We start from the raw sequence: 20,138 nt of genomic DNA, 5'->3' as shown, positions 1-20,138 counted from the left end.
CAGAAAAAAGACGGTAGAAGGATTGAGCGATCGGGCGAAAGAAAGAAGAGGGAATAAGGAAGAAAAGAGAGGTTTACCAATTCTGCAAGGGTTGCTATATTAGGACTTACGCGGTGAGAAACCGGGTTTCTTCCTAGAGACTTCGCTACCAAACCAAGATTTTTCGCAGAACCCAGGTTTCTTTGGTGGAAGTTTTTCTACAATCCTATTTAGGATTTCTCTACTCGCTTTCTATCTCGAAGTAATCTTTATTTTCACCTAGGTATTAGAGAAATATGCCTTACAAATCCTTTACTTTCCAACAATTAAATGAGCTGTTTGGATTGGATCTATCACTCAGTCCTATTTTGAGTGCCAAGGTTGTTCCTGTAGAACCCTCCGAATGGCTTTGGAGAACCATCGAAATTAGTTCTAATACTGCTGTTACAACTGCCAAAGAACGTTCCGAACGGATTATTTCACCAATCATGTTAGATTTGAGAGAAAGGAACAACAGACAATTTTCTCTTTTTTCGGGTTGGTCATTTGATGTAGATGCTGAGCTGGGATTGAATGGGGAATGCGACTTTCTATTGTCTTCCGTGCCGTTGGATTTTGAAATTAAAGTGCCGATTTTTGCATTGAGAGAAACGAAAAGCGGAGAAATAGAATCTTGTCTGCCCCAGTGTGCAGCACAAATGGTAGCGGCTCAGCTATTTAACGAACGCGAACACAATTCCATACCTGCAGTATATGGCTGCGTAACTACTGGCGTTGTCTGGCGGTTTCTTAAATTAGAAGGAAATAATTTAATTATTGATGTTGATGTTTATTGTCTCGATAATGTTCCTATGATTTTAGGTGTTTTGCAAACAATCGTTAATTTATACGAATAATTTGACGCCTCTCATAAAATAGGTTGGTAGGGAAAATTACGTTGTTATTACAAACTTACTGATATTTTTTTACCAGAGGCGAGAGCGAAAAAAATTGAGCGTAAATCAAATAATATATCTGTACCAATAATCGCAATGACTCCAGAACAAACAGCGCTAATTCCGATTTATCGCCAGAAGTGGCGACAAATTGGACTTTCGATAATACCGATCGATCGCCCGCAAGCGACAGCGGCCATCAACACCGCCTACAACATCATCGGCTGTCGTGAACCGGAAATTATTTTCTGTGACAGCCCTTACATAGCTTTGCAAGCAGTTGAACCGCTAAGGATACGCGATTCGGGTCTGGGAATGGCCAGCGAAATCAGAAACAAAATTCATAATGAATTGTACGATATATTAAGAATTCAACTCGGCAGGGAATTAGAAAATAAGATTTACAGCCAACTATATAATCCGCTGTACGCTCAACTGATGAATCAACTGCACCTTCATGTTAAAGACGAAGTTTACGTCAAATTAGCAAGGAAGTTGGGCGGGAGATTTCAGAAATTCCCGATCGATCGGGCTTATCATAATAACAGCATAGTTTCCGAACTGTCAGCCTGTCACGGAAGTTGGGTGGATTTTTGTATTGGCGTGTTAAATTTGGAGTACGATCGCCCTTTATACTCAGCCTTTAAATCTTTAGTGGAAAACTGCGGCTGGATTTACCCGTTTGAGAAAATGTGCTTTGTGTGCGATCGCCCGATCCAACTTCATTTTGATAGCGAATATTTGCTCCACGCAGAAGGTCAACCAGTGGTTGAATTTGCTGACAAGTTCAGTGTATACTCTTATCGTGGCATCCGACTGCCGGAAATAATCGGTCAAGTTCCGCCGCAGTCTTGGCAAGCTTCATGGCTGTTAACAGAACATAATGCCGAAGTGCGGCGAGTTTTGATTCAGGCGATCGGCTATCGGAGAATTTGTCATGAATTGCAAGCAACTGAATTGGATAAGTGGGTAGCCACGGGGGGCTACCCCTACCAAGAATATACTTTGTTGAAAATTGAGAATAATATTGACATAGAGCCAATTTATTTGTTAAAGATGACTTGTCCGAGTACGGGACACCTTCATGCTTTGCGAGTGCCGCCAAAAGTGCGATCGGCTAAAGAAGCGATTAGCTGGGTAAATTGGGGAATAGATCCCGAAGAATTTCAAGTCCAGACTTGAGGGGAAAGTTTAGAGTTTTGAGCGCGCCAGTTGACAGTTCAAGAATGACAGCGCCCCCAAAGTAGCGTTCTGCATAAGTCCAGAACAATTAAAAAATGTAGAATTGCAGCCACCGCTTGATACTATGTACTCTGGCAGCTAAAACCCACAACTTCAAATCGACGTCAGGAACCTCAGCCCTGACGGCATGAGGCTTGAAAGAGAAATCTAACAAGCCATCCTGACGGGCCTAAGTCTTAACTGACTACGTTTTTTGAGTCACGACACCAGGCGAATGCGAAGCTAGTTCCCTGCTCTGTCGCTAGTAGTTAAACAACTTTAAGGTAACAGAAGTAGTGCTGCTAGCCTAACAAGCTCAGAAAACCTTGGCGAAGCTAACTTTACCCCAGAAATGGGAGTTTGAGGCAACCATACCTCATCGGAGGGGCAACGATACCCCTCCACCCCGCGAGGGGATTTAAATTAATGTAAAGCCGTGCTAAAAGCACGGGGTTTCTACCCATTTTTCTGATGAGCCAGCATTCAGACCGCATTGCCCCTCACGGCGGCATCCTGGTCAACCGCATTGCCACACTAGACCAAAGACAAGAATTTTTCGACAAAGCAGAGTCCCTGGCGCGAGTCCAGTTGTCGGATCGATCGATCTCCGACCTGCAAATGATCGCCATCGGCGCCCTGAGTCCCCTCAAAGGGTTCATGAACGAAGCTGATTATCGATCGGTCGTTAAACAAATGCGCCTCTCCAACGGCCTCCCTTGGTCGGTTCCCATCACCCTCTCGGTAACAGAAGAAGTCGCCGCCCCCCTGAAAGCAGGAACTTTAGTGCGCCTCGACTCGCCGGCGGGCAAATTTGTCGGGCTCTTGGAACTTGCAGAAAAATATCACTACAGTAAAGAAGAAGAAGCCCTCAACGTCTACCGCACCGACGACCTCAAACACCCGGGTGTCCAGGTAGTAGACAAATCAGGGCCTGTTAACCTCGCAGGCGACATTTGGCTGCTGGAACGCGAACTAGATGTCCGCTTTCCCCAATACCAAATTGACCCGGCGAAATCGAGAATGCTGTTCACAGAAAAAGGATGGAAAACCATAGTCGGTTTCCAAACCCGAAACCCCATCCACCGGGCCCACGAATACATCCAAAAATGCGCCTTAGAAACAGTAGACGGCTTGTTCCTGCACCCGCTAGTCGGGACGACAAAAGAAGACGACATCCCGGCTGATGTGCGGATGCGCTGCTACGAAATTCTGCTAGAAAAATACTATCCAAAAGATCGCGTAATTTTGGCAATTAATCCGGCGGCGATGCGCTACGCCGGGCCGCGAGAAGCAATTTTTCATGCTTTAATCCGCAAAAACTACGGCTGCACTCACTTTATCGTGGGGCGCGATCACGCTGGAGTTGGCGATTATTACGGCACTTACGATGCCCAATATATTTTTGACGAATTTGAGCCGGGAGAATTGGGAATTGTGCCGATGAAATTCGAGCACGCTTTCTATTGCACGCTGACGGAACAAATGGCTACAACTAAAACAAGCCCAAGCACTCCCGAACAACGGGTGCATTTGTCGGGAACCAAAGTTCGGGAAATGCTGCGCGCTGGAAAATTGCCGCCACCGCAGTTTTCCCGGCCGGAAGTCGCCGCAGAATTAGCCAAGGCCATGAATATTTTCAATTACGAGATTTAAATCTTGAACATTGGTGGGGGCGACATTCTGCATAGTTTTGAATTTTGAGTTTTGAGTTTTAAATGGGAAAATTTAAACTTAAAGCTCAAAAGTTAAAACTTAAAAACTCCCTTAATCCTAAACAGTCACAATCTAATTAATTCCCCTAAAATTAGTGAGGGGAATTTAACTTAAAATTCAACGCTTAAAATTCAAAGCTATTTAAAAATGGGACTCAAGCGGCGGGAATTTTTGCAGCAAGCTGGCCGGGTGCTGGCCGCCATCGGCATCAGCGAGGCTTTGTGGCTGCCGTTGGGCTCGCGCTACCTCCAAGCCTTAGCGCAGCCGACAGCCAGGAAATTGGCTTTGTTGGTTGGCGTTGACAAATATCCAGACTCGCCCCTGCACGGCTGCGTCACGGATGTGGAAATGCAGCGGGAACTGCTGATATATCGGTTTGGGTTTGTGCCGTCGGACATTTTGACTTTGACTGACGCTCAAGCTACCAGGGAAAATATCGAGACGGCTTTTGTAACTCACTTGGGCGAACAAGCAAAACCCGGTGACGTGGTAGTTTTTCACTTTAGCGGCTGCGGTAGTCGAGTCAGTTTGGGCGAGTCTCCCGGAAAAATACAAAACAGTTTGGTGCCGGCGGATGATGTTTTGCCGCTGTTAGCAAACCGGGCGGTGAACGATATTTTAGAGGAAACGCTGTTGCTGTTGGTGCGATCGCTCGCGACAGAAAATGCGATCGCCATCCTCGACACCAGCTACACCTATCCGGGTTTCCCCAAAAACGGCAACTTTCGCATTCGCTCCCGCCCCCGCCCCACCATCGGGCAGCCGGGCCTCGCAGAATTAACGTTTGCCCAAGACCTCCGCTCCCGCCCAAATCTCCGTCCTGCGGCCGCCGTACTTGCTGCGGGCGCTAATTCCGCACTCGCCGCCGAACAAGAGTGGAACGGATTTACCGCAGGTTTGTTTACCTACGCCCTCACCCAAACTTTGTGGTGGGCAACTCCCGCTAGCAGCTTCAGCGTCAGTTTCAGCCGCGCGGCGGGCAATGTTTACAGCAAGCTGGCGGGGTTATCGCAGCAACCGCAAATTCTCAATCACGATTTAACAACCGCGCCGGCGGTAAATTTTTCAAATTTAATCTTCAATTCCCCTGCATCTGACGGCGCTGTGACGGCGGTGGAAGAGGGGGGCAAAACTGTGCAGTTGTGGCTGGGGGGGTTGTCGCCCTCGGTTTTGGAGTGCTCCGGGGGTTCTGTGTTTGCAGTGGATTCTTCGGAGGGCGCGAGGCTTTTGCTGCGGGGACGCACGGGCCTCTTTGCTAAAGCCCAAGTTTTAGACGGGTTCGATCGAACTTTCGGCCAATTAACAGTCGGCCAACTGGTGAGGGAAGAAGTTCGGGTATTGCCGCGAAACATCGGTTTGACAGTAGCTTTGGACTCAGGTTTGGAACGCATCGAGCGCGTGGACGCTACCAGTGCCTTTGCGACTTTGCCACAAGTTTCGGCGGTAGGCAGCGAGCAATTGGCTGACTGTCGGTTCGGCCGACTCCCGGAAACAACTTTAGCCGAAACAGTCTCGCCTCACGAGCCTGCTTCGTATCCCAGCCGTTACGGTTTGTTTTCTTTGGCTCAAATGCTGATTCCCGATACTCAGGGCGACGGGGGAGAAGCAGTTAAGGTGGCGGTGCAGCGCTTGACTCCGCAGTTGAAAGCGCTGCAGGCGGGGAAGTTGCTGCGGCTGACAGTCAATGAGGGGTCTTCGCGCCTGAAGGTGCGGGCGGTTCTGGCAACTCTCGCACCGCAAGCGCGGGCTGTGGCGCAGCGAGAGCCGGTGCGGGCCGGCGGTGATTATCGGCTGGAACCGCTGAGCGGGGAAAGTGAGAAATCTGCAAGCGCTCATATACTAAGTTTGGCAGAGGGCAGCCGACTTCGCTACAGATTGTATAACGACAGCGATCGCCCGGTTTACTTTGCGGTGTTTTGCTCGGACAGCGCGGGACGGCTGTCAGTGCTCGGCGCTGAGGGCAAAGATGCTGTGGGGGGGATGTCGCGGGCGATCGCTCCTGGGGAGAATTTGACCGTGCCGGCGGCTGGGGCGATGGGGTGGGCGGTATCGGGGCCGATCGGACTTGCGGAAACTTTTATTATATTTAGTGAGACTCCCTTCGATCGAACTCTGGCTGCAATAGAAGCCGAAATGCAGCAAACGAGGGAGGCCCTGCCAATTCGAGTGTTGTTGAATCCTTTAAATGTGGCGCGGGCGGTACTCGAAGATTTGCACGCCGCTAGCATTCCGGGGGTGCAGAAAGTGGGGATATCGACGGATGATTTGGCTTTGGATGTGAATGTTTGGGCAACTCTGAGTTTTGTTTATCGGGTAGTTTAAGTGAAAAATGGGGACTTGGGAATGTTTTCCATAACCTATAATCTGAATCTATCCCAGTACGAAATCGATATTCACTTCCAAATCAGGAAAGGCGAGCGACGCAACTTGTTGACCCCGCCAAAATTTTTGGATTAAACTGTAACCATTCGGAGTTGGCTGGCGGTAAACTTCTAAACATTGTGCCTCTATATCTACTAGCCAGACTTCTGGAATTAGCGATCGAGCGTAAATCAGAACTTTCACATCTCGATCGTAATCAACCGTGCTATCGGATACTTCTACCAACAGCAAAACTTCTGACGGTACTGGATGTGCTGTTGAATAGTAATCAGCCCGGGGTTGCAGCAATACTATATCAGGTTGAGGTTCGGTTCGCTCGCTCAACTGGATGGGGTTTTGCACATCCAGAAAAGCCCGGTTACTGGGAATTTCGCTGAACAGTCCGATGAATCGTCTCACACAGGAAGCATGACGAGTTCCAATTGCTGCCATTTGGATAAGTTCTCCTTCTATCAGTTCTACCCGATCGCCCTCGGAAAGAATACCAGCTTTGCCCATTAAATGATATTCTTCTACGGTCAACAACCTTTTGAGTAATTGCACTGCCATAACCCACCGCGCTGCTAATTATTATTTTTTAAATTGTAGTCGATCTGCCAAGGAAAAAGTCAATCGATTTTAGATTTTAGATTTTAGATTTTAGATTAAAGCATTGACCCCACAGATCAATTCGGGGGGCAAGTTTCATCGGATACAGGTTTTTTATTTCTGGACGGATGAATCACGTGGCGGGTATCCTGGATGCTTTCGGTCATTATCATCGGTAACTGATAATTGGTAATTGGTCACTTGTAATGCCCTTCGACTTACTCCGGCTACGCTCAGCACGAGTCGCTCAGGAACCGCGTACCCGAAGTATTGGGAATGTTAACAGTCAACTGTCAACTGTCAACTGTCAACTGACTGATAAAGCTTTTCAACCATTTGAGCCAAGCGTTTCATAGCATTTTCAATCTCATCATTTGTCGCAGTCAAACTGATGCGTATACACTCATGTTTGTGCTGCCAATCTTCGCGCAAACCGGGGAAGAAAGAACTTCCAGGCACGACAATTACGCCGACTTTTTTCAACTCTTGATACAGTTCCCAATCAGTCATTGGCAAATCTTTCAGCCACAACCATGCGAAAATTGCTCCTTCGCCCCGGTGCAAAAACCAGGGCAAATCTTTCGGCATTGCTTGTTCTAGAGTGCTTTCTACGATCGCAAATTTGCTTTGATAGTACGGGCGAATTACGTTGATGGAGATGTCCGCAAGAGCGCCGGAAGCAATGGCACGAGTTGCGATCGCCTGTCCGTATCTTGGCGAATGAATGCACATATTGGTCTGAAAACATTCTAATATTTGAATGATTTTTTCATCGCCGATCGCAATTCCGATTCTTTCTCCCGGTAATCCGGCTTTCGACAAACTCATGCAGTGCACGATATTGCCGCCAAAAATCGGCGTCATTTCGGTAAAATTCAAGGACGGGAAGGGAGGGCCGTAGGCGGAATCTACGAACACCGGCACGTCGAAAGCGGCTGCTAAATCGGCAATTTTCTTAACTTCGTCGTCGGTGAGAACGTTGCCGGTGGGGTTGCAGGGACGGGAAAAAATGACGCAACCGGTGGTTTGGTCGATCGACAATTGGCTGAAATCCGGGCGGTATTTGAACCTGTGGGCGGCTGCATCAATATCGAGGGTGGGTTTGCAGGCGACTACCGCTTCGGGAATCAAGCTAACGCCGCCGTAACCCGTGTAGTCTGGGCTCAGCGGTAAAACAATATTTTTAAGCTGCTTGCTGGTAGTGTAGCCGCCGAAAGCGTTGGCTGCGTAGAAGTAAATCGATTGACTTCCGGGAGTAATTAGGATATTGCGATCGGTCAAATTCAGTCCGTAACGCTGGTTAAAATCCGTCCGCACCGCATCAATCAACGGCTGATAACCTTGACTGGAACCGTAGCGACAAACCACCTCGCCGTATTCCGGGCTCGCCAAAAGTTCCGCAGTGCAGTCGCGCCACAACTGCTCGACTTCCGGCAAAATCACCGGGTTTCCGGCGCTCAAATTGATAAACTCCTGCCCGCTGCCGGCTCTGAGAGTTTCAATAATATCTTTCATAATTGCCCGAACTCCCGTGAGGTGGGACATCTGAGCGCCAAATTGAGTCAGGGCAGGGTTCATAGCAAATGCAGCGACAATGATAGAAGTTTACAGTTTACCCATAATAACTCCAGTCGCAGGCGTTAGCCTAGCTTATCTGGGGCATGGGTTGTCGATCGAGCTTCTGATTAATTCAATAAACTCGATCGCACAGCATTTTGTTTTTTCCCCTGTGCGCCCGCCGGAGTATAAGATTCAGGGCATTTGTGGAGCCGGAGCGATCGATCGAACAGTGTTTTTTGCCTAAAAATTAGCGAACGGAACAGCATTATCTAATTCAAGAGTTTGGGTAAGATTTCACACCGCCACGCCCCATCAATTGCCCATACTTGACAGCCGCCAATGGAAACCTCTAAAATTAGCACTATAACCCGATCGCAACATAACTTTCTTGGCTCCGGTTACTGCTCTAATTGCAGGTTTAATCCAGCCTCAATAATCAGATTTGTTGCTAGCTCATTTTCATGATTCGCGGTTTGCTGACAGCGGTGCATTTTATCATCAATCCGACTAAAGGCCAGATAGCTCGTCACCTCGCCCTTTGAGTGGTGTTACATAACAAACACGTAAATTCCAACCCAAATTAACTGCCGTCAAGTTCAACACAACAATGACACACTTTCCACTTATAGAATACGAGCAACTTACCGATCCTAAAGCCAAAGCAGTGTACGAAGAAATCTTGACTGACTTGGGGTTTGGCATCGTCCCCAACCTGTTCAAGTCAATTGTTAGAGGTTGCGACTGAGTTTGGTAGTGAATTAATAGAAATGGAAGTAATGCCAGATCATGTTCATCTCTTGATAGAATGCGACCCTCAATTTGGGATTGCCAAGCTGATTCGGTACATGAAAGGGCGTTCTTCTCGATATCTTCGTCAAGAATTTCCTTGGCTTAAAAGTCGATTGCCAACCCTGTGGACTAATAGCTACTTTATTGCAACTGTTGGCGGTGCGCCTATTTCAGTAATCAAGCAATACATTGAGAATCAAAAAAATGTCTAATTATGGATGCCAGCAAAATCTAATCAGTCCAAGTCGGGAATTGAGAAGCGTTCTGGAGTTTATATGCGAAGAGTCAAACAAATTAGCTAATTGCGGAACTTACTACTCTCGACAACTGTATTTCAAAACTGGAAAGATTCCCGGCAAGTACGACTTGCACAAATTATTCAAAGAAAATATTCACTTCAAAGCACTATATTCCCATGTTGCTCAACAGACGTTGACTGGCGTTGCGGAGTCTTTTAAATCGTACATTGGACTACTTAAGGGAGTTGCCAGTGGCACAGTGACACAACATCCTAAACTGCCAAAATATCGCAAGAACAGCTTGAAACTTGTAACGTATCCAAAGGCAGACGTAAAATTAAAAAATGGCCATTTGAGGTTCCCATTGGGAAGCAAGGTTAAACTATGGTTTGGAATTGGTGAATTTTATTTACCAATTCCATCTAACCTAGACTACAAGGCAATGAGAGAGATTCGCATTTTGCCAAGAAACGGACAATTTTATGTCGAGTTTGTCTACCAACTTCAATCAACCGCCGTTAAACTAGATGCGAGTAAAGCTCTGGGTATCGATCCAGGACTAAATAATTGGTTGACTTGTGTTTCTAATATAGGAACCGGTTTTATCGTAGATGGACGGCATTTAAAGTCATTAAATCAATGGTATAACAAACGGGTTGCAGCGATTAAAGAGTATAGACCTCAAGGCTTTTGGTCTAACAAATTGGCAAAAATTACGGAAAAGCGGAATAAGCGGGTCAGAGATGCCGTTAATAAAGCAGCTAGATTAGTGTTGAATCATTGCCTTGAAAACCAAATAGGTACAGTCGTTTTTGGCTGGAACAAAGGGATGCGTCAAGAAATAAATCTTGGCAGTAAAACGAATCAAAACTTTGTGCAAATTCCTACCGCTCGATTGAAGGATAGGATTTCTCAGCTTTGTGAACAGTACGGTATTCGATTTGTTGAAACCGAAGAAAGTTATACGAGTAAGGCGAGTTTTTTAGATTCAGATGAGCTACCAAAGTTCGGTGAAAAAACTGAAGGGTGGAAAGAATCTGGAAAGCGCGTTAATCGTGGATTGTATCGTTCAAAAGATGGAAGCAAAATTAATGCAGACGGCAATGGCGCTGCGAATATTTTGCGAAAAGTAGCGGCAACTTTAGGGCTATGCCTAAGAGGAGTCAGTAGGGGCGCTTTGATTTCGCCTTTGAAAGTTCGTATCTGGACTCTTCAAGAATCCCCGTCCCTTTAGGGCTGGGGAGTATCAAGCTGTACTTGCTGCCATAGAAATTCGACAGTTCATGGATTTGAGAAAAATACAGAAAGCTCAACAAAATATTCCTTATTGGGATATCCGCATTGGCATTCATTCAGGCCCAATACTTGCTGGGGTAATTGGCAATAAAAAGTTTTCCTATGATGTCTGGGGAGATACAGTTAATACTGCATCTCGGATGGAATCTTCCGGCGTACCTGGAAATATCAATATCTCTCAGGAAACGTTTGAATTAGTTAGAGATTTTTTTGAAGGCGAATACCGAGGCAAAATTTATGCTAAAAATAAAGGCGACTTGGATATGTATTTGGTTCACCATCTTAAATAAATTTGGTAAGGGCTAATTGCTAAGGAAAAATGGCTAAGCGAGCCGTTATTCTATTTTAGATTTTGGATTTTAGATTTTAGATTTTAGAAGGGGGAATTACTGATTATTAGCACGGTTTGGATCGCTGGCCTACAGTTGCAGTTTTTTTCACGGGTGTTAGATATTGAAATAACACTCAAGTATGAACTGAGAATATATCGCTCGAAGTTTTTTCTCAGGGGAGCGGTATTGTATCGCAGTGCCCCCAAGCTATATTAAAATTATGGAGTTGTAGATTTTATTTTTAAATTATTTATGCGTATTTGGCAAGCCGATTTTTACCGCCGCCCTCTCCAAGACGAAACTGGCAAACCATTGTGGGAACTCTTAATTTGCGACTCTGAAGGCAGTTTTCAATTTAGCGCTGTTTGTAGCCAGGGGGACGCAAATTCTAATTGGCTAGCCTCGCAGTTGCAGCAGCAAGCTCACACTCAGAATTTGCCAGATTTGATTGAAGTATTTAGGCCTCAGTCTCTGGGCTTAATCGAAGCTGCGGGCAAAGTTTTGGGTGTCAAGGTGGAAGCGACTCGGCGCACTGCGACTCTGAAATTGTTGCTGCAACAACGCGCCAAAGAATATTCGAGTATGCCTAATTATACAGGTGAAACTTACAGTGCGATCGCCCTTGACTCGCCGCCGCCCGTACCCTTACCCGAAAACCTCTGGGGCGATGGCTGGCGTTTTGCTTCCCTACCCGCCGGCGACATTGAAGAGGCTTTCCAAGGGCGTCCCCTGCCAATTTTGGAAATGCCAGAATTGCTGTTACCGCTGAATTTAGGCTTGGCCTCAACAGTACCCGTACCGGGAGTGGTGATTGACGGCGGGCGCCAGTCTATGCGGTTGGCTAGATGGCTTCAGGATGCCAAACCTTTTGCTTTGAATTATATTGCTGGAGAACCAGACGGATTGATATTGGAAGCTGGGTTAGTAGATAGGTGGGTTGTGGCTACTTTTGAAGATAGCGAGGTGAAAGCCGCGGCCCAAATTTACCAACAGCGCAAGCAATTAAGTAAAGGATTACATTTTTTGTTAGTGCAGCCCGATGATAGTGGGATGACTTATACAGGCTTTTGGCTGTTGAATTTTGATCGATAAGATGTAATATCAATTCCGGTTGCACGAGGGAAATGATTGTTGACTGTTGACTGCTAACTGTAGAAGGAGGGGTCGCAAAACTGAATGGTTGAATGTTAACTGTTGACTCGATTTTATTAATTCCGATGCAACCGGAAACGATATAAATAATTTTATTTGTGAGGTTGATAAATCGCGCGCCGAAAAATAGTAAAACAGCGCTCGAACGCAGTTTTAGCAGATACAGACTCAGACACAAATTTTAAAACACCTTCTTGAGCTCGCAAGAGATAGTGCTGCAAATTTACTCTACAACTAAAATCAAGCCGTTTTGGATGCCCTGGCACACTCGGTTGATGTGACACTGGTCTTTTTCGTTCAGACCTTTCTGGGCGAGCATTGCTGATTTCAGCAGTCGTCTGTCAAGGGGGGTAATTTGGCGAAAAGCAAAGATGCGCTGGACGATCGCCTCGATCGAGATTTTGGGGAGGTTAGCAGAGCTGACTGTCATCATAAAAATGGGTAGAAACCCCGTGCTTTGAGCACGGCTTTACATTAATTTAAATCCCTCGCGGGGTGGAGGGGTATGGTTGCCCCTCCGATGAAGTATGGTTGCCTCAAACTCCCATTTCTGGGGTAAAGTTAGCTTCGCCAAGGTTTTCTGAGCTTGCGCCGGCTAGCAGCACTACTTCTGTTACCTTAAAGTTGTTTAACTACTAGCGACAGAGCAGGGGACTAGCTTCGCATTCGCCTGGTGTCGTGACTCAAAAAACGTAGTCAGTTAAGACTGAGGCCCGTCAGGACGGCTTGTTAGATTTCTCTTTCAAGCCTCATGCCGTCAGGGCTGAGGTTCCTGACGCTAAAAATAAGTAACAGAACTGTGTACCTTTATTTTTAAAGATTTTGTGAAGCTACTTTGTGATTAATATCACATGATTTTGGTGACAAAATAGTGTATGTGGGGTGACTGTTGTCACCAAATCTTAAATTATCTTTACGCCAACTTAACGATGGCCCGATAGAATCACTGTGGTAAAACTCAAGCAGAGGGTAAAAATGGCACAAGCAAAAATCGGAATTATCGGCGGCAGCGGTTTGTATAAAATGGAGGCCCTCAAGGATATTGAAGAGGTGAAAATTGATACACCTTTTGGATCGCCATCGGATGCAGCCATTGTGGGAACATTGGACGGTACGCCGGTAGCATTTCTGGCTAGACACGGCCGCAACCACACTTTTTTGCCCTCAGAAGTGCCGTATCGCGCAAATATTTATGCCATGAAGAGTTTGGGAGTTGAGTATTTAATCTCAGCGTCGGCGGTTGGTTCCCTGAAAACAGAGGCGAAACCTTTAGATATGGTAGTGCCGGATCAGTTTATCGATCGCACAAAAAATCGAGTTTCTACTTTTTTTGGAGAAGGAATAGTCGGTCACATCACATTCGGCGATCCGGTTTGCGGCGAATTGGCTAAAGTATTGGCAAGTGCGATCGAATCTTTGAATCTTCCCGACGTTACCCTGCACCGGGGCGGTACTTACGTCTGCATGGAAGGCCCCGCATTTTCCACAAAAGCAGAATCAAACCTTTACCGCAGTTGGGGGGCGACAGTCATTGGGATGACAAATTTGCCCGAAGCAAAATTAGCCAGAGAAGCAGAAATTGCCTACGCAACTTTAGCATTAGTCACCGATTATGACTGCTGGCACGAGGATCACGACAGCGTAACAGTAGAAATGGTAATAGCAAATTTGCACCGCAATGCAGAGAATGCTCAAAAAGTCATTCAAGAAACAGTCCGTAGACTAACAGAAAATCCCCCAATATCTGATGCACATTCAGCTTTGAAATATGCAATTCTGACTCGGCTGGATCAAGTGCCGGCCGCCACTAAGGAGAAAATGGGTTTGTTGTTGCAGAAATATTTGTAGTTGAAAGTGAGGCGTTGCATATTTGCGGGATGATTGTGAATTTTATCAAAGCTGAAAACCCTTATTTTTCGGCGTGGCTATAAGAGTCGTCCCAAAATTATGCAATGCCGTAAAAGCCCTATCAAATTGAGGCGCATTACTATTTGCCAATGACTGATTATATTACGAGGGTTTTTTCTATTTATGTAATTTTAGGCTAAGTTGACGCTAATGGGCTCTTGGAGTGTCCTGACGCCGATCGATAAGTAAATTTTTAGGTGGGAATTTTACTAGGAACTTATGAGTAATAGTGCAGTTAAGCCAAATCAAATGATTGATGTTGCAGTTGTGGGTGGTGGCGTTTCTGGGGCCTACGCTGCTTGGCGGTTAGCATCTCATCACAAATCTTCTAAGATTCGTCTCTATGAATTGAGCGATCGCATTGGTGGCCGGTTACTATCAATGACAATGCCGGGGATGCCTCACATTCAGGCTGAGTTGGGTGGGATGTATGTGACGGAATCTCAGGCTATTGTCTGGGAATTGATTAAGTTGCTGAACCTGAAGACAACGGTTGTTGACTTTAGCAGTCCGGGAGTACGGGCATATGTTCGCGATCGGCATTTGTTGATGAGTGAATTTAACCAACCGGATAAAGTACCTTATAATTTACGGCCTGATGAAGAAGGTAAAAAATATGAGGAATTGTTCGATTTGGCTGTTGGGCGGGCGATTCCAGGGAAACATTTAACTCCTGCTTATTTTGCTTCACAAGAGTGGAAGCGCGATCGCGAAACGCTGACAATTGACGGTCAACACTTGTATGATTTGAGTATTTGGGAAGTGTTGCTGAAGGAAATTAGCAACGAGGCTTACAATCTCTGTTTGGATACGGGCTTTTTCTATTCGGATTTGGGTACTTGGAATGCGGCTAGTGCGATCGCAACCAGTATGTCTCTTCCCTACAGCGATACTTGGTACATGATGGCTGAGGGCTACCAAACATTACCGAAAACCCTCGCGACAGAATTTGAGAGAGAGGGTGGAGAAGTTTGCCTAAATCATCGCTTAAAAACCTTCGATCGCACCTCTGAAGGGCTGATTAGGTTAAATTTTGTCGATCGCGCTGGCCATTCCCTCCCGCCTGTATTCGCGAAACATCTGATTTTGGCAATGCCGAAGCGATCGCTAGAACTGTTGGCCGTAGAAAATCAGCAGAATTTCCTATTTAGCAATTCCACTTTTCAGGATAATATCCAAACCGTTAGCGGCGATCCCGCTTACAAACTTTTCCTCGGCTATCATACTCCTTGGTGGCACGCACTAGATATTCATGGTGGTACTTCAGCTACAGATTTGCCGATGCAAAAGTGTTACTACTTCGGTACAGAAAGCGCCCAAGGGGGCGATCCCAACAATCACAACTCCCTATTATTAAGCCTGTTTCCTGATAATATTGCTGCGGGTTTTTGGCGAACGATGGCTTATAATCCAGATAACCCAGAAAAACGTCCAGCTTTTCGCGGAGAACTACCCGAAACACAGGAATTGAGAGCTTTTCTGAAAAGTGATGGTTCTATTACGACAGACCCCTTAGTTCCTTCTCAGGATATGGTACGGACGGCCCAGCAACAACTCAAAGCCCTACACAATTTAGCAGATATTCCAGAACCTTATACCGCCCTTTATATCGACTGGCAAAAAGATCCCTACGGGGGAGGATGGCACTCTTGGAACCCCCGCTGTCAGCCCTGGGAAGTGATGAAACAGATGCGGCATCCGATTCATGCTGCTAATGTTTATGTCTGCGGCGAAGCCTATTCAAATATGCAAGGATGGGTGCAAGGAGCGCTAAATAGTGCAGAATTAATGTTAGAGGAAAACTTTAACTTGAGTAGGCCTGCATGGTTGCCACCCAGTTATGATTTGGGGTCGTAAAATTCATTTTACTGTTTCCCAGACCGCCAGGGACTTAAGTCCCTGGCTAATAGCTAAAGTCCTCTGAAGAGGACTGAAAAACTCATTCTACCTCGACCATATTTCTTGTGGAACAGGCATCTTGCCTGTTCAAAAATCGCTTTTTTGGAGATGTCTATTAGTCCTCTTTGAGAGGACTTTCGCTTTGAGACAGGGGTTTTAACCCCTGTCGGACTAATGGTTTGACGTTAAGTTGACATCAATGGAAACTAATCACCGACTCCCCAAGATAAACTCTCCCACTGAGGATTCGGCAAAATAATCGCATCCTGCCGCTGCTGCAAATAACTCGGAATTTCCCCCGCCCACCCCCGACGGCGCGAGATTCATTGCTGTTGCCACTAAATACATGGTTTGATACAAAATCCCAACGTGCTTTAATATTAGACTATAGGCCATTGATTCATAGCCCCAAGTTACTCTCGAAAACCGAGAGGATAGCAGAATTAAAATCTGTGGTTCTACCTCTATCTGTACTGACAAACCTGCACTTTTTAGCAATGCTTCTACCTGCTTTGTTTTCCCAGAAATTTTACAAAGTTGGTGTTCTTGGGGTGCATAATAATACAAGCCAGCATCAATATTTTCACAGCGATTGATAGCAGTATAAATCTCTAAATCGTAGCAAGCGCCTCCGGTTGGATAAGGTCTATTGCTGCAATCCATGTTATCTCTGGGGACAATCTCGCGCAATCTCGCGGAACGATAGAGGAATTCTCCCAATTGTTCGACAGTAATCGGCTTTTCTCCCTGTTGCCGAATGGATTTTCTTGATTCTAAAATTGCTGTAAAAGGTCTATCTGTTTGTTTCAAACTGTCTATGTCGGGTTTATAAAGATTAATAATCTCGTTGGATGGTTTGTCTTTGAGCACAGGTGTTGGTTCTATTTGCCCTAAAAATCGAAAGGTTTTACCAATCTGATTGGAATGTCTGCCACCTCGACTGCGGGAGTGAAATAATAAATCGTGAAATTCCCATTGAGTTAGAGTTTCACTTTGTTCTAAGCTGCTATTGTTGTTAACAGATGATAGCACTTCAGTCGCTAACAAAAAGCTGATAAATAATCGGGCCGTGGCTTCAGAAATCCCCGGAATTTGGGTTAAATCCGAGATGGCTTTAGGTTGCGAGAGTTCATTGATTAAAGCTGCACTGCGCCAATCTTCGAGGATAATTTTAGCTTTGGAAAGGGGGGATTCGACAACTAAATGGGATTTTTCTGAGTGGCAATAGGCAAAGCGTGAAAGTTGATAGTTATTATCAGTAATTGTCTCTGATAATAGCCATTTATAGGGTGTGGCTATGGGGACGGCTGTAGCGATCGCACTGCCGTCTATTTCTAAGGTATGGTAAACTAAACCCAGGATGACAAATTGTTCTAGGTAGTAGTAGAATTTAGCGAGGGCGGAACTGCCATCGGTAGCAACTACCACTTGAGTTAGGGCTGTTTCGGTTGCGCCTGCGGCAGAAAGAATTTTAATCGCGGCGACAATTCCGGGGGAGAGTTTGTTGAGGTTAAAGTCGATGTAGGGGGCTTTTAAGATTAAGCCTTTTTCGGTATCCTCAATTAGAGAAATCTCTGGCTTAAAAGTTAGGATAATTTGGGGGATGGTTTCACTCATAATTAACATTAAAAGAATATCGGAAATGGGTTGATTTGGTGTTCAGGGATTGGTGCATCTAGCCAGCCTAATTTCACGGGAATGTCATAAAGTCGCCCTGCTGCTAAGCGCTTCCAAAAGTGCCGCATTCCTGGTACTATAACTTTGACGACATTTAAGCCAATGTCGGGCCGGGTTTGATCTAAAACAAAGGTTTCTAAGCCTAATGTTTCAGCTATTTTTACGCAATTTTCAACGTCGGCTTTCAAATCATCGCTGGCTAAGGGGGGATAGTCAGATAGTAATTTTAAAGGTTGGGAAGTATGGGGCGTTAAATAAGATTTATTTTCTAGGGTGGCGGTTTTGTACCACTCAACGCTGAGACCGTCGGAAACGCCGTAATTTGTGCTACCATCGCTGTTAAAGGTTAATACTGCGGGTAAAGATTGATTGACTTCTGTTAAGGCGCGAGACAGGGCAATTTTGGGGTCAAAATGTGCGCCAAAACCAAAAATAATGTCTTCGATTTCTCTGTCGATGCGGTGAGAAAGGGCGGCAAAAACGGGGATGTTAAAATCGCTGGTGAGGTCTAAAACCCACAGAGTGCGGTCTATACTTTGATAATAGTTTCTGAGTTCTTGAATGTAGGAATCGTTAAAGCTATCTAAATCAACGGCGGGGACTTTAAGCCGATTGTACCACCACAAGGCAACGCTATCTCGCTCGACTAATTCCATAAAGCCTTGCAAAATTGCCTCTTCTTTGGTACTGCCGGCGGCGCTACCGTTGGAGTCTGCCCAACAGTCGGGTTTTTCGGGTTTGGGATAGCCGTAGTAACAGTAAGCTGTGGGTAAATATTTGACTCGTTGATGAGTTAATGACCAAATTGGTGTCCAGTCAATTTCTCGGCTGGTATCGAAGGGTTCGGGGACTCTTTGAAAGAAGTTTTTACAGGTTTTATTCCAGTCGTGGCGAGTGCTATATTGCGCTTCACTAAATCCCATGCAATCATTGGGGTGAATGGCGGTTTCTCCCATTGTTTGATAGCTGCCTTTTTTTCGGATTTCGTCGCCTTGAAATACGCCGGAATATCTCTCAATGGCTTCTCCCAAGGCGCTGGCTTTGGCTTGTTCGTCGGTTTTGCCTTTGCCGGCACTTCTTCCCCGCAAGTTTTCTTTGAGGAAGTACAAATCATCGAACATGGTAGCGAAATTGTGGCCGGCTAAGTAGTTTGGTGTTAAAACATTGGTTGTTTGGGGAACTTTGAGTAAACCGCGCACAACTCCGGTTATGGGACTGATTTGGCTGTCAAATTTTTGCAGGGTTTCGGTTGGGGAAAAGCCGCGATGGCCGCCATCGGCGGTAAAGGTTTTTTTCTGGCTTTGGAGGACAAATGGCTGGATTTCTTGCGGCGGAAGTTGACCGCATTCGGGGCATTGGGGGCGTTTAGTTATGGTGTGGTTGGTGGTTTTGAGGGTTTTGGTGTCAAAGGTAATTATGGTATTTTCTAAGGTTTTATTGTTGCCTTGGACAATCCATTTGGCGAGTTCTGTGGCGGCTAAATTTAAACCCATTTGTAATGTGGAATGTAGGTAAGCTGGGGGATTTAATAAGGGTGTTGAGTAGTTTTTTTGACGCTGGATGAAGCTTTGGGTGGGGCGATTTGCTCTCAGGCGTTGGGCGAGACATTCCCAGCAGGCGGTGGTTTCGGGGTGGAAAATCGGGCCAACCCAAATTGTGGAACTTGTAGGTTTTACGAGTAGCCAAGGTTTGCCTGTTTGAAGGGAATTTTGGTTGAATTCGCCCAGTTCTGGTTGCAGGTAATCGTCGGCTAGGATGACGGTAATATCTGCGGTGGCCGAGGTTTGAATGCCGAGGGTTTCTAGGGCGCTGACACAAGCTTCGGCTGGGATTTGGCTGTAGGAAATGACGGCTACTTTGAGGGATTTTAGGCGCGAGGTGGCTTGTTGGGGGGAGATGTTTAAAAAGGTGTAGAAGGCGGCGGTTTCTTCGGGGAGGGATGTGTCGTTTTCGATCAGGTAGCCTTGTTTTTCTAGCAGGGCTAGGATATAGTAAATTTCTGGCGGTGAGGCTTGACCTCGCAGTTGGTTGACGATTTCGTCGGCGGTGTTGTTACCGTTAATTAAGGGGGTTAATAGTTCGTAAAGGTGGCCTGAGAGGACGAAGGAATCTGACTCGGAGATCAGGAATACTCCGACTGATTTGATGATTTCGACTGTGAAGCAATTTTTAAACTTTGGTTGGTTGAGCATCCTGAATGGTGTTTAATATAATTTGTGAATTGATTTTAGTATAGAGTTAAGCGAGTAATATTAAAGCCGGGGCGGGTTTAGTGACTTTCTAGTTTTCTTTGTAGATATTTGGTGAACCCGCCCCTACAGGAACTATGGTCGATCAATTGGATACGATCTGATATCATTTCCGTTTGATTCGGCCTTATATCATAATAATTTTTGTAGATACTGTCTTGATCTGTCAAGGGGTAGCGAGTAAATAATTGGGGTCGAAAGGCTTTTGGGACTTTAAAA

Annotated in this window: 15 protein-coding genes and 2 pseudogenes; 12 read left to right on the top strand and 5 right to left on the bottom strand. The window is 45.8% G+C overall.

Translation table 11 applies throughout. The features are described from left to right. Window positions 1-275 precede the first annotated feature (275 nt). The 4 genes from QUB16_RS11325 (at window position 276) to QUB16_RS11310 (ending at window position 6,170) form a co-directional block, all read left to right on the top strand. Window positions 276-875 (top strand): hypothetical protein, encoded by a 600-nt coding sequence (locus QUB16_RS11325; protein ID WP_333316023.1) that lies wholly within the window; start codon window positions 276-278, stop codon window positions 873-875. A 135-nt stretch (window positions 876-1,010) separates the two neighbouring features. After that, window positions 1,011-2,096: a DUF6745 domain-containing protein gene (locus QUB16_RS11320; protein ID WP_333316022.1), complete on the top strand. Its 1,086-nt coding sequence runs from the start codon at window positions 1,011-1,013 to the stop codon at window positions 2,094-2,096. 510 nt (window positions 2,097-2,606) lie between these two features. Continuing rightward, on the top strand, window positions 2,607-3,788 hold the full coding sequence (gene sat / locus QUB16_RS11315) for a sulfate adenylyltransferase (protein WP_333316021.1): 1,182 nt from the start codon (window positions 2,607-2,609) through the stop codon (window positions 3,786-3,788). 207 nt (window positions 3,789-3,995) lie between these two features. After that, window positions 3,996-6,170, top strand: coding sequence for a caspase family protein (locus QUB16_RS11310; protein WP_333316020.1), 2,175 nt, complete (start codon window positions 3,996-3,998; stop codon window positions 6,168-6,170). A 48-nt stretch (window positions 6,171-6,218) separates the two neighbouring features. On the opposite strand, the gene QUB16_RS11305 is transcribed toward QUB16_RS11310, so the two are convergent. Together QUB16_RS11305 and QUB16_RS11300 are read right to left on the bottom strand one after the other, a co-directional pair. Next, window positions 6,219-6,779 (bottom strand): Uma2 family endonuclease, encoded by a 561-nt coding sequence (locus tag QUB16_RS11305; RefSeq protein ID WP_333316019.1) that lies wholly within the window; start codon window positions 6,777-6,779, stop codon window positions 6,219-6,221. Between the two features lie 339 nt (window positions 6,780-7,118). Next, window positions 7,119-8,396 (bottom strand): valine--pyruvate transaminase, encoded by a 1,278-nt coding sequence (locus QUB16_RS11300; RefSeq protein WP_333316018.1) that lies wholly within the window; start codon window positions 8,394-8,396, stop codon window positions 7,119-7,121. 16 nt (window positions 8,397-8,412) lie between these two features. On the opposite strand from QUB16_RS11300, the gene QUB16_RS11295 reads away from it, so the two are divergent. The 6 genes and pseudogenes from QUB16_RS11295 (at window position 8,413) to QUB16_RS11270 (ending at window position 12,126) form a co-directional block, all read left to right on the top strand. Further along, window positions 8,413-8,622, top strand: a complete 210-nt coding sequence (locus QUB16_RS11295; protein WP_333316017.1) for a hypothetical protein — start codon at window positions 8,413-8,415, stop codon at window positions 8,620-8,622. 363 nt (window positions 8,623-8,985) lie between these two features. Further along, window positions 8,986-9,123 (top strand): hypothetical protein, encoded by a 138-nt coding sequence (locus QUB16_RS11290; protein WP_333316016.1) that lies wholly within the window; start codon window positions 8,986-8,988, stop codon window positions 9,121-9,123. Further along, window positions 9,110-9,379: pseudogene (gene tnpA, locus QUB16_RS11285) on the top strand (IS200/IS605 family transposase); the annotation flags it as partial. The gene QUB16_RS11290 and the pseudogene tnpA, both read left to right, overlap by 14 nt. Further along, on the top strand, window positions 9,372-10,640 hold the full coding sequence (locus QUB16_RS11280) for a transposase (RefSeq protein ID WP_333316015.1): 1,269 nt from the start codon (window positions 9,372-9,374) through the stop codon (window positions 10,638-10,640). The pseudogene tnpA and the gene QUB16_RS11280, both read left to right, overlap by 8 nt. A 25-nt stretch (window positions 10,641-10,665) precedes the next feature. Further along, a pseudogene (locus QUB16_RS11275) lies at window positions 10,666-10,992 on the top strand (adenylate/guanylate cyclase domain-containing protein); the annotation flags it as partial. Between the two features lie 294 nt (window positions 10,993-11,286). After that, complete coding sequence (locus QUB16_RS11270; RefSeq protein ID WP_333316014.1) at window positions 11,287-12,126, top strand: Tab2/Atab2 family RNA-binding protein; 840 nt, start codon at window positions 11,287-11,289, stop codon at window positions 12,124-12,126. A 283-nt stretch (window positions 12,127-12,409) separates the two neighbouring features. Here the strand turns inward: QUB16_RS11270 and QUB16_RS11265 are convergent, their stop codons facing one another. Further along, complete coding sequence (locus tag QUB16_RS11265; RefSeq protein ID WP_333247010.1) at window positions 12,410-12,619, bottom strand: hypothetical protein; 210 nt, start codon at window positions 12,617-12,619, stop codon at window positions 12,410-12,412. Between the two features lie 542 nt (window positions 12,620-13,161). Between QUB16_RS11265 and QUB16_RS11260 the strand changes: the two genes are divergently transcribed. Next, on the top strand, window positions 13,162-14,034 hold the full coding sequence (locus tag QUB16_RS11260; protein WP_333316013.1) for an S-methyl-5'-thioadenosine phosphorylase: 873 nt from the start codon (window positions 13,162-13,164) through the stop codon (window positions 14,032-14,034). 279 nt (window positions 14,035-14,313) lie between these two features. Then, window positions 14,314-15,951 carry an FAD-dependent oxidoreductase gene (locus QUB16_RS11255; RefSeq protein ID WP_333316012.1) on the top strand — a complete coding sequence of 546 codons (1,638 nt, stop codon included), beginning with the start codon at window positions 14,314-14,316 and terminating at the stop codon, window positions 15,949-15,951. Between the two features lie 252 nt (window positions 15,952-16,203). Here the strand turns inward: QUB16_RS11255 and QUB16_RS11250 are convergent, their stop codons facing one another. Beyond that, window positions 16,204-17,610 (bottom strand): SagB family peptide dehydrogenase, encoded by a 1,407-nt coding sequence (locus QUB16_RS11250; RefSeq protein WP_333316011.1) that lies wholly within the window; start codon window positions 17,608-17,610, stop codon window positions 16,204-16,206. A gap of 8 nt (window positions 17,611-17,618) precedes the next feature. Then, a complete protein-coding gene (locus QUB16_RS11245; RefSeq protein WP_333316010.1) occupies window positions 17,619-19,862 on the bottom strand; it encodes a TOMM precursor leader peptide-binding protein in 2,244 nt (747 codons plus the stop codon). Between the last annotated feature and the right edge of the window lie 276 nt (window positions 19,863-20,138).

The organism is Microcoleus sp. D3_18a_C4, from assembly GCF_036702415.1.
Classification (GTDB): domain Bacteria; phylum Cyanobacteriota; class Cyanobacteriia; order Cyanobacteriales; family Microcoleaceae; genus Microcoleus.
This window is presented reverse-complemented; position numbering and strand designations above follow the sequence as displayed.

Bases quoted from the DNA above. Each gene is read 5' to 3' on its own strand.
- QUB16_RS11325 (WP_333316023.1), top strand. From the start codon at position 276: ATGCCTTACAAATCCTTTACTTTCCAACAATTAAATGAGCTGTTTGGA.
- QUB16_RS11320 (WP_333316022.1), top strand. From the start codon at position 1,011: ATGACTCCAGAACAAACAGCGCTAATTCCGATTTATCGCCAGAAGTGG.
- sat (WP_333316021.1), top strand. From the start codon at position 2,607: ATGAGCCAGCATTCAGACCGCATTGCCCCTCACGGCGGCATCCTGGTC.
- QUB16_RS11310 (WP_333316020.1), top strand. From the start codon at position 3,996: ATGGGACTCAAGCGGCGGGAATTTTTGCAGCAAGCTGGCCGGGTGCTG.
- QUB16_RS11305 (WP_333316019.1), bottom strand. From the start codon at position 6,779: ATGGCAGTGCAATTACTCAAAAGGTTGTTGACCGTAGAAGAATATCAT.
- QUB16_RS11300 (WP_333316018.1), bottom strand. From the start codon at position 8,396: ATGAACCCTGCCCTGACTCAATTTGGCGCTCAGATGTCCCACCTCACG.
- QUB16_RS11295 (WP_333316017.1), top strand. From the start codon at position 8,413: ATGATAGAAGTTTACAGTTTACCCATAATAACTCCAGTCGCAGGCGTT.
- QUB16_RS11290 (WP_333316016.1), top strand. From the start codon at position 8,986: ATGACACACTTTCCACTTATAGAATACGAGCAACTTACCGATCCTAAA.
- QUB16_RS11280 (WP_333316015.1), top strand. From the start codon at position 9,372: ATGTCTAATTATGGATGCCAGCAAAATCTAATCAGTCCAAGTCGGGAA.
- QUB16_RS11270 (WP_333316014.1), top strand. From the start codon at position 11,287: ATGCGTATTTGGCAAGCCGATTTTTACCGCCGCCCTCTCCAAGACGAA.
- QUB16_RS11265 (WP_333247010.1), bottom strand. From the start codon at position 12,619: ATGATGACAGTCAGCTCTGCTAACCTCCCCAAAATCTCGATCGAGGCG.
- QUB16_RS11260 (WP_333316013.1), top strand. From the start codon at position 13,162: ATGGCACAAGCAAAAATCGGAATTATCGGCGGCAGCGGTTTGTATAAA.
- QUB16_RS11255 (WP_333316012.1), top strand. From the start codon at position 14,314: ATGAGTAATAGTGCAGTTAAGCCAAATCAAATGATTGATGTTGCAGTT.
- QUB16_RS11250 (WP_333316011.1), bottom strand. From the start codon at position 17,610: ATGAGTGAAACCATCCCCCAAATTATCCTAACTTTTAAGCCAGAGATT.
- QUB16_RS11245 (WP_333316010.1), bottom strand. From the start codon at position 19,862: ATGCTCAACCAACCAAAGTTTAAAAATTGCTTCACAGTCGAAATCATC.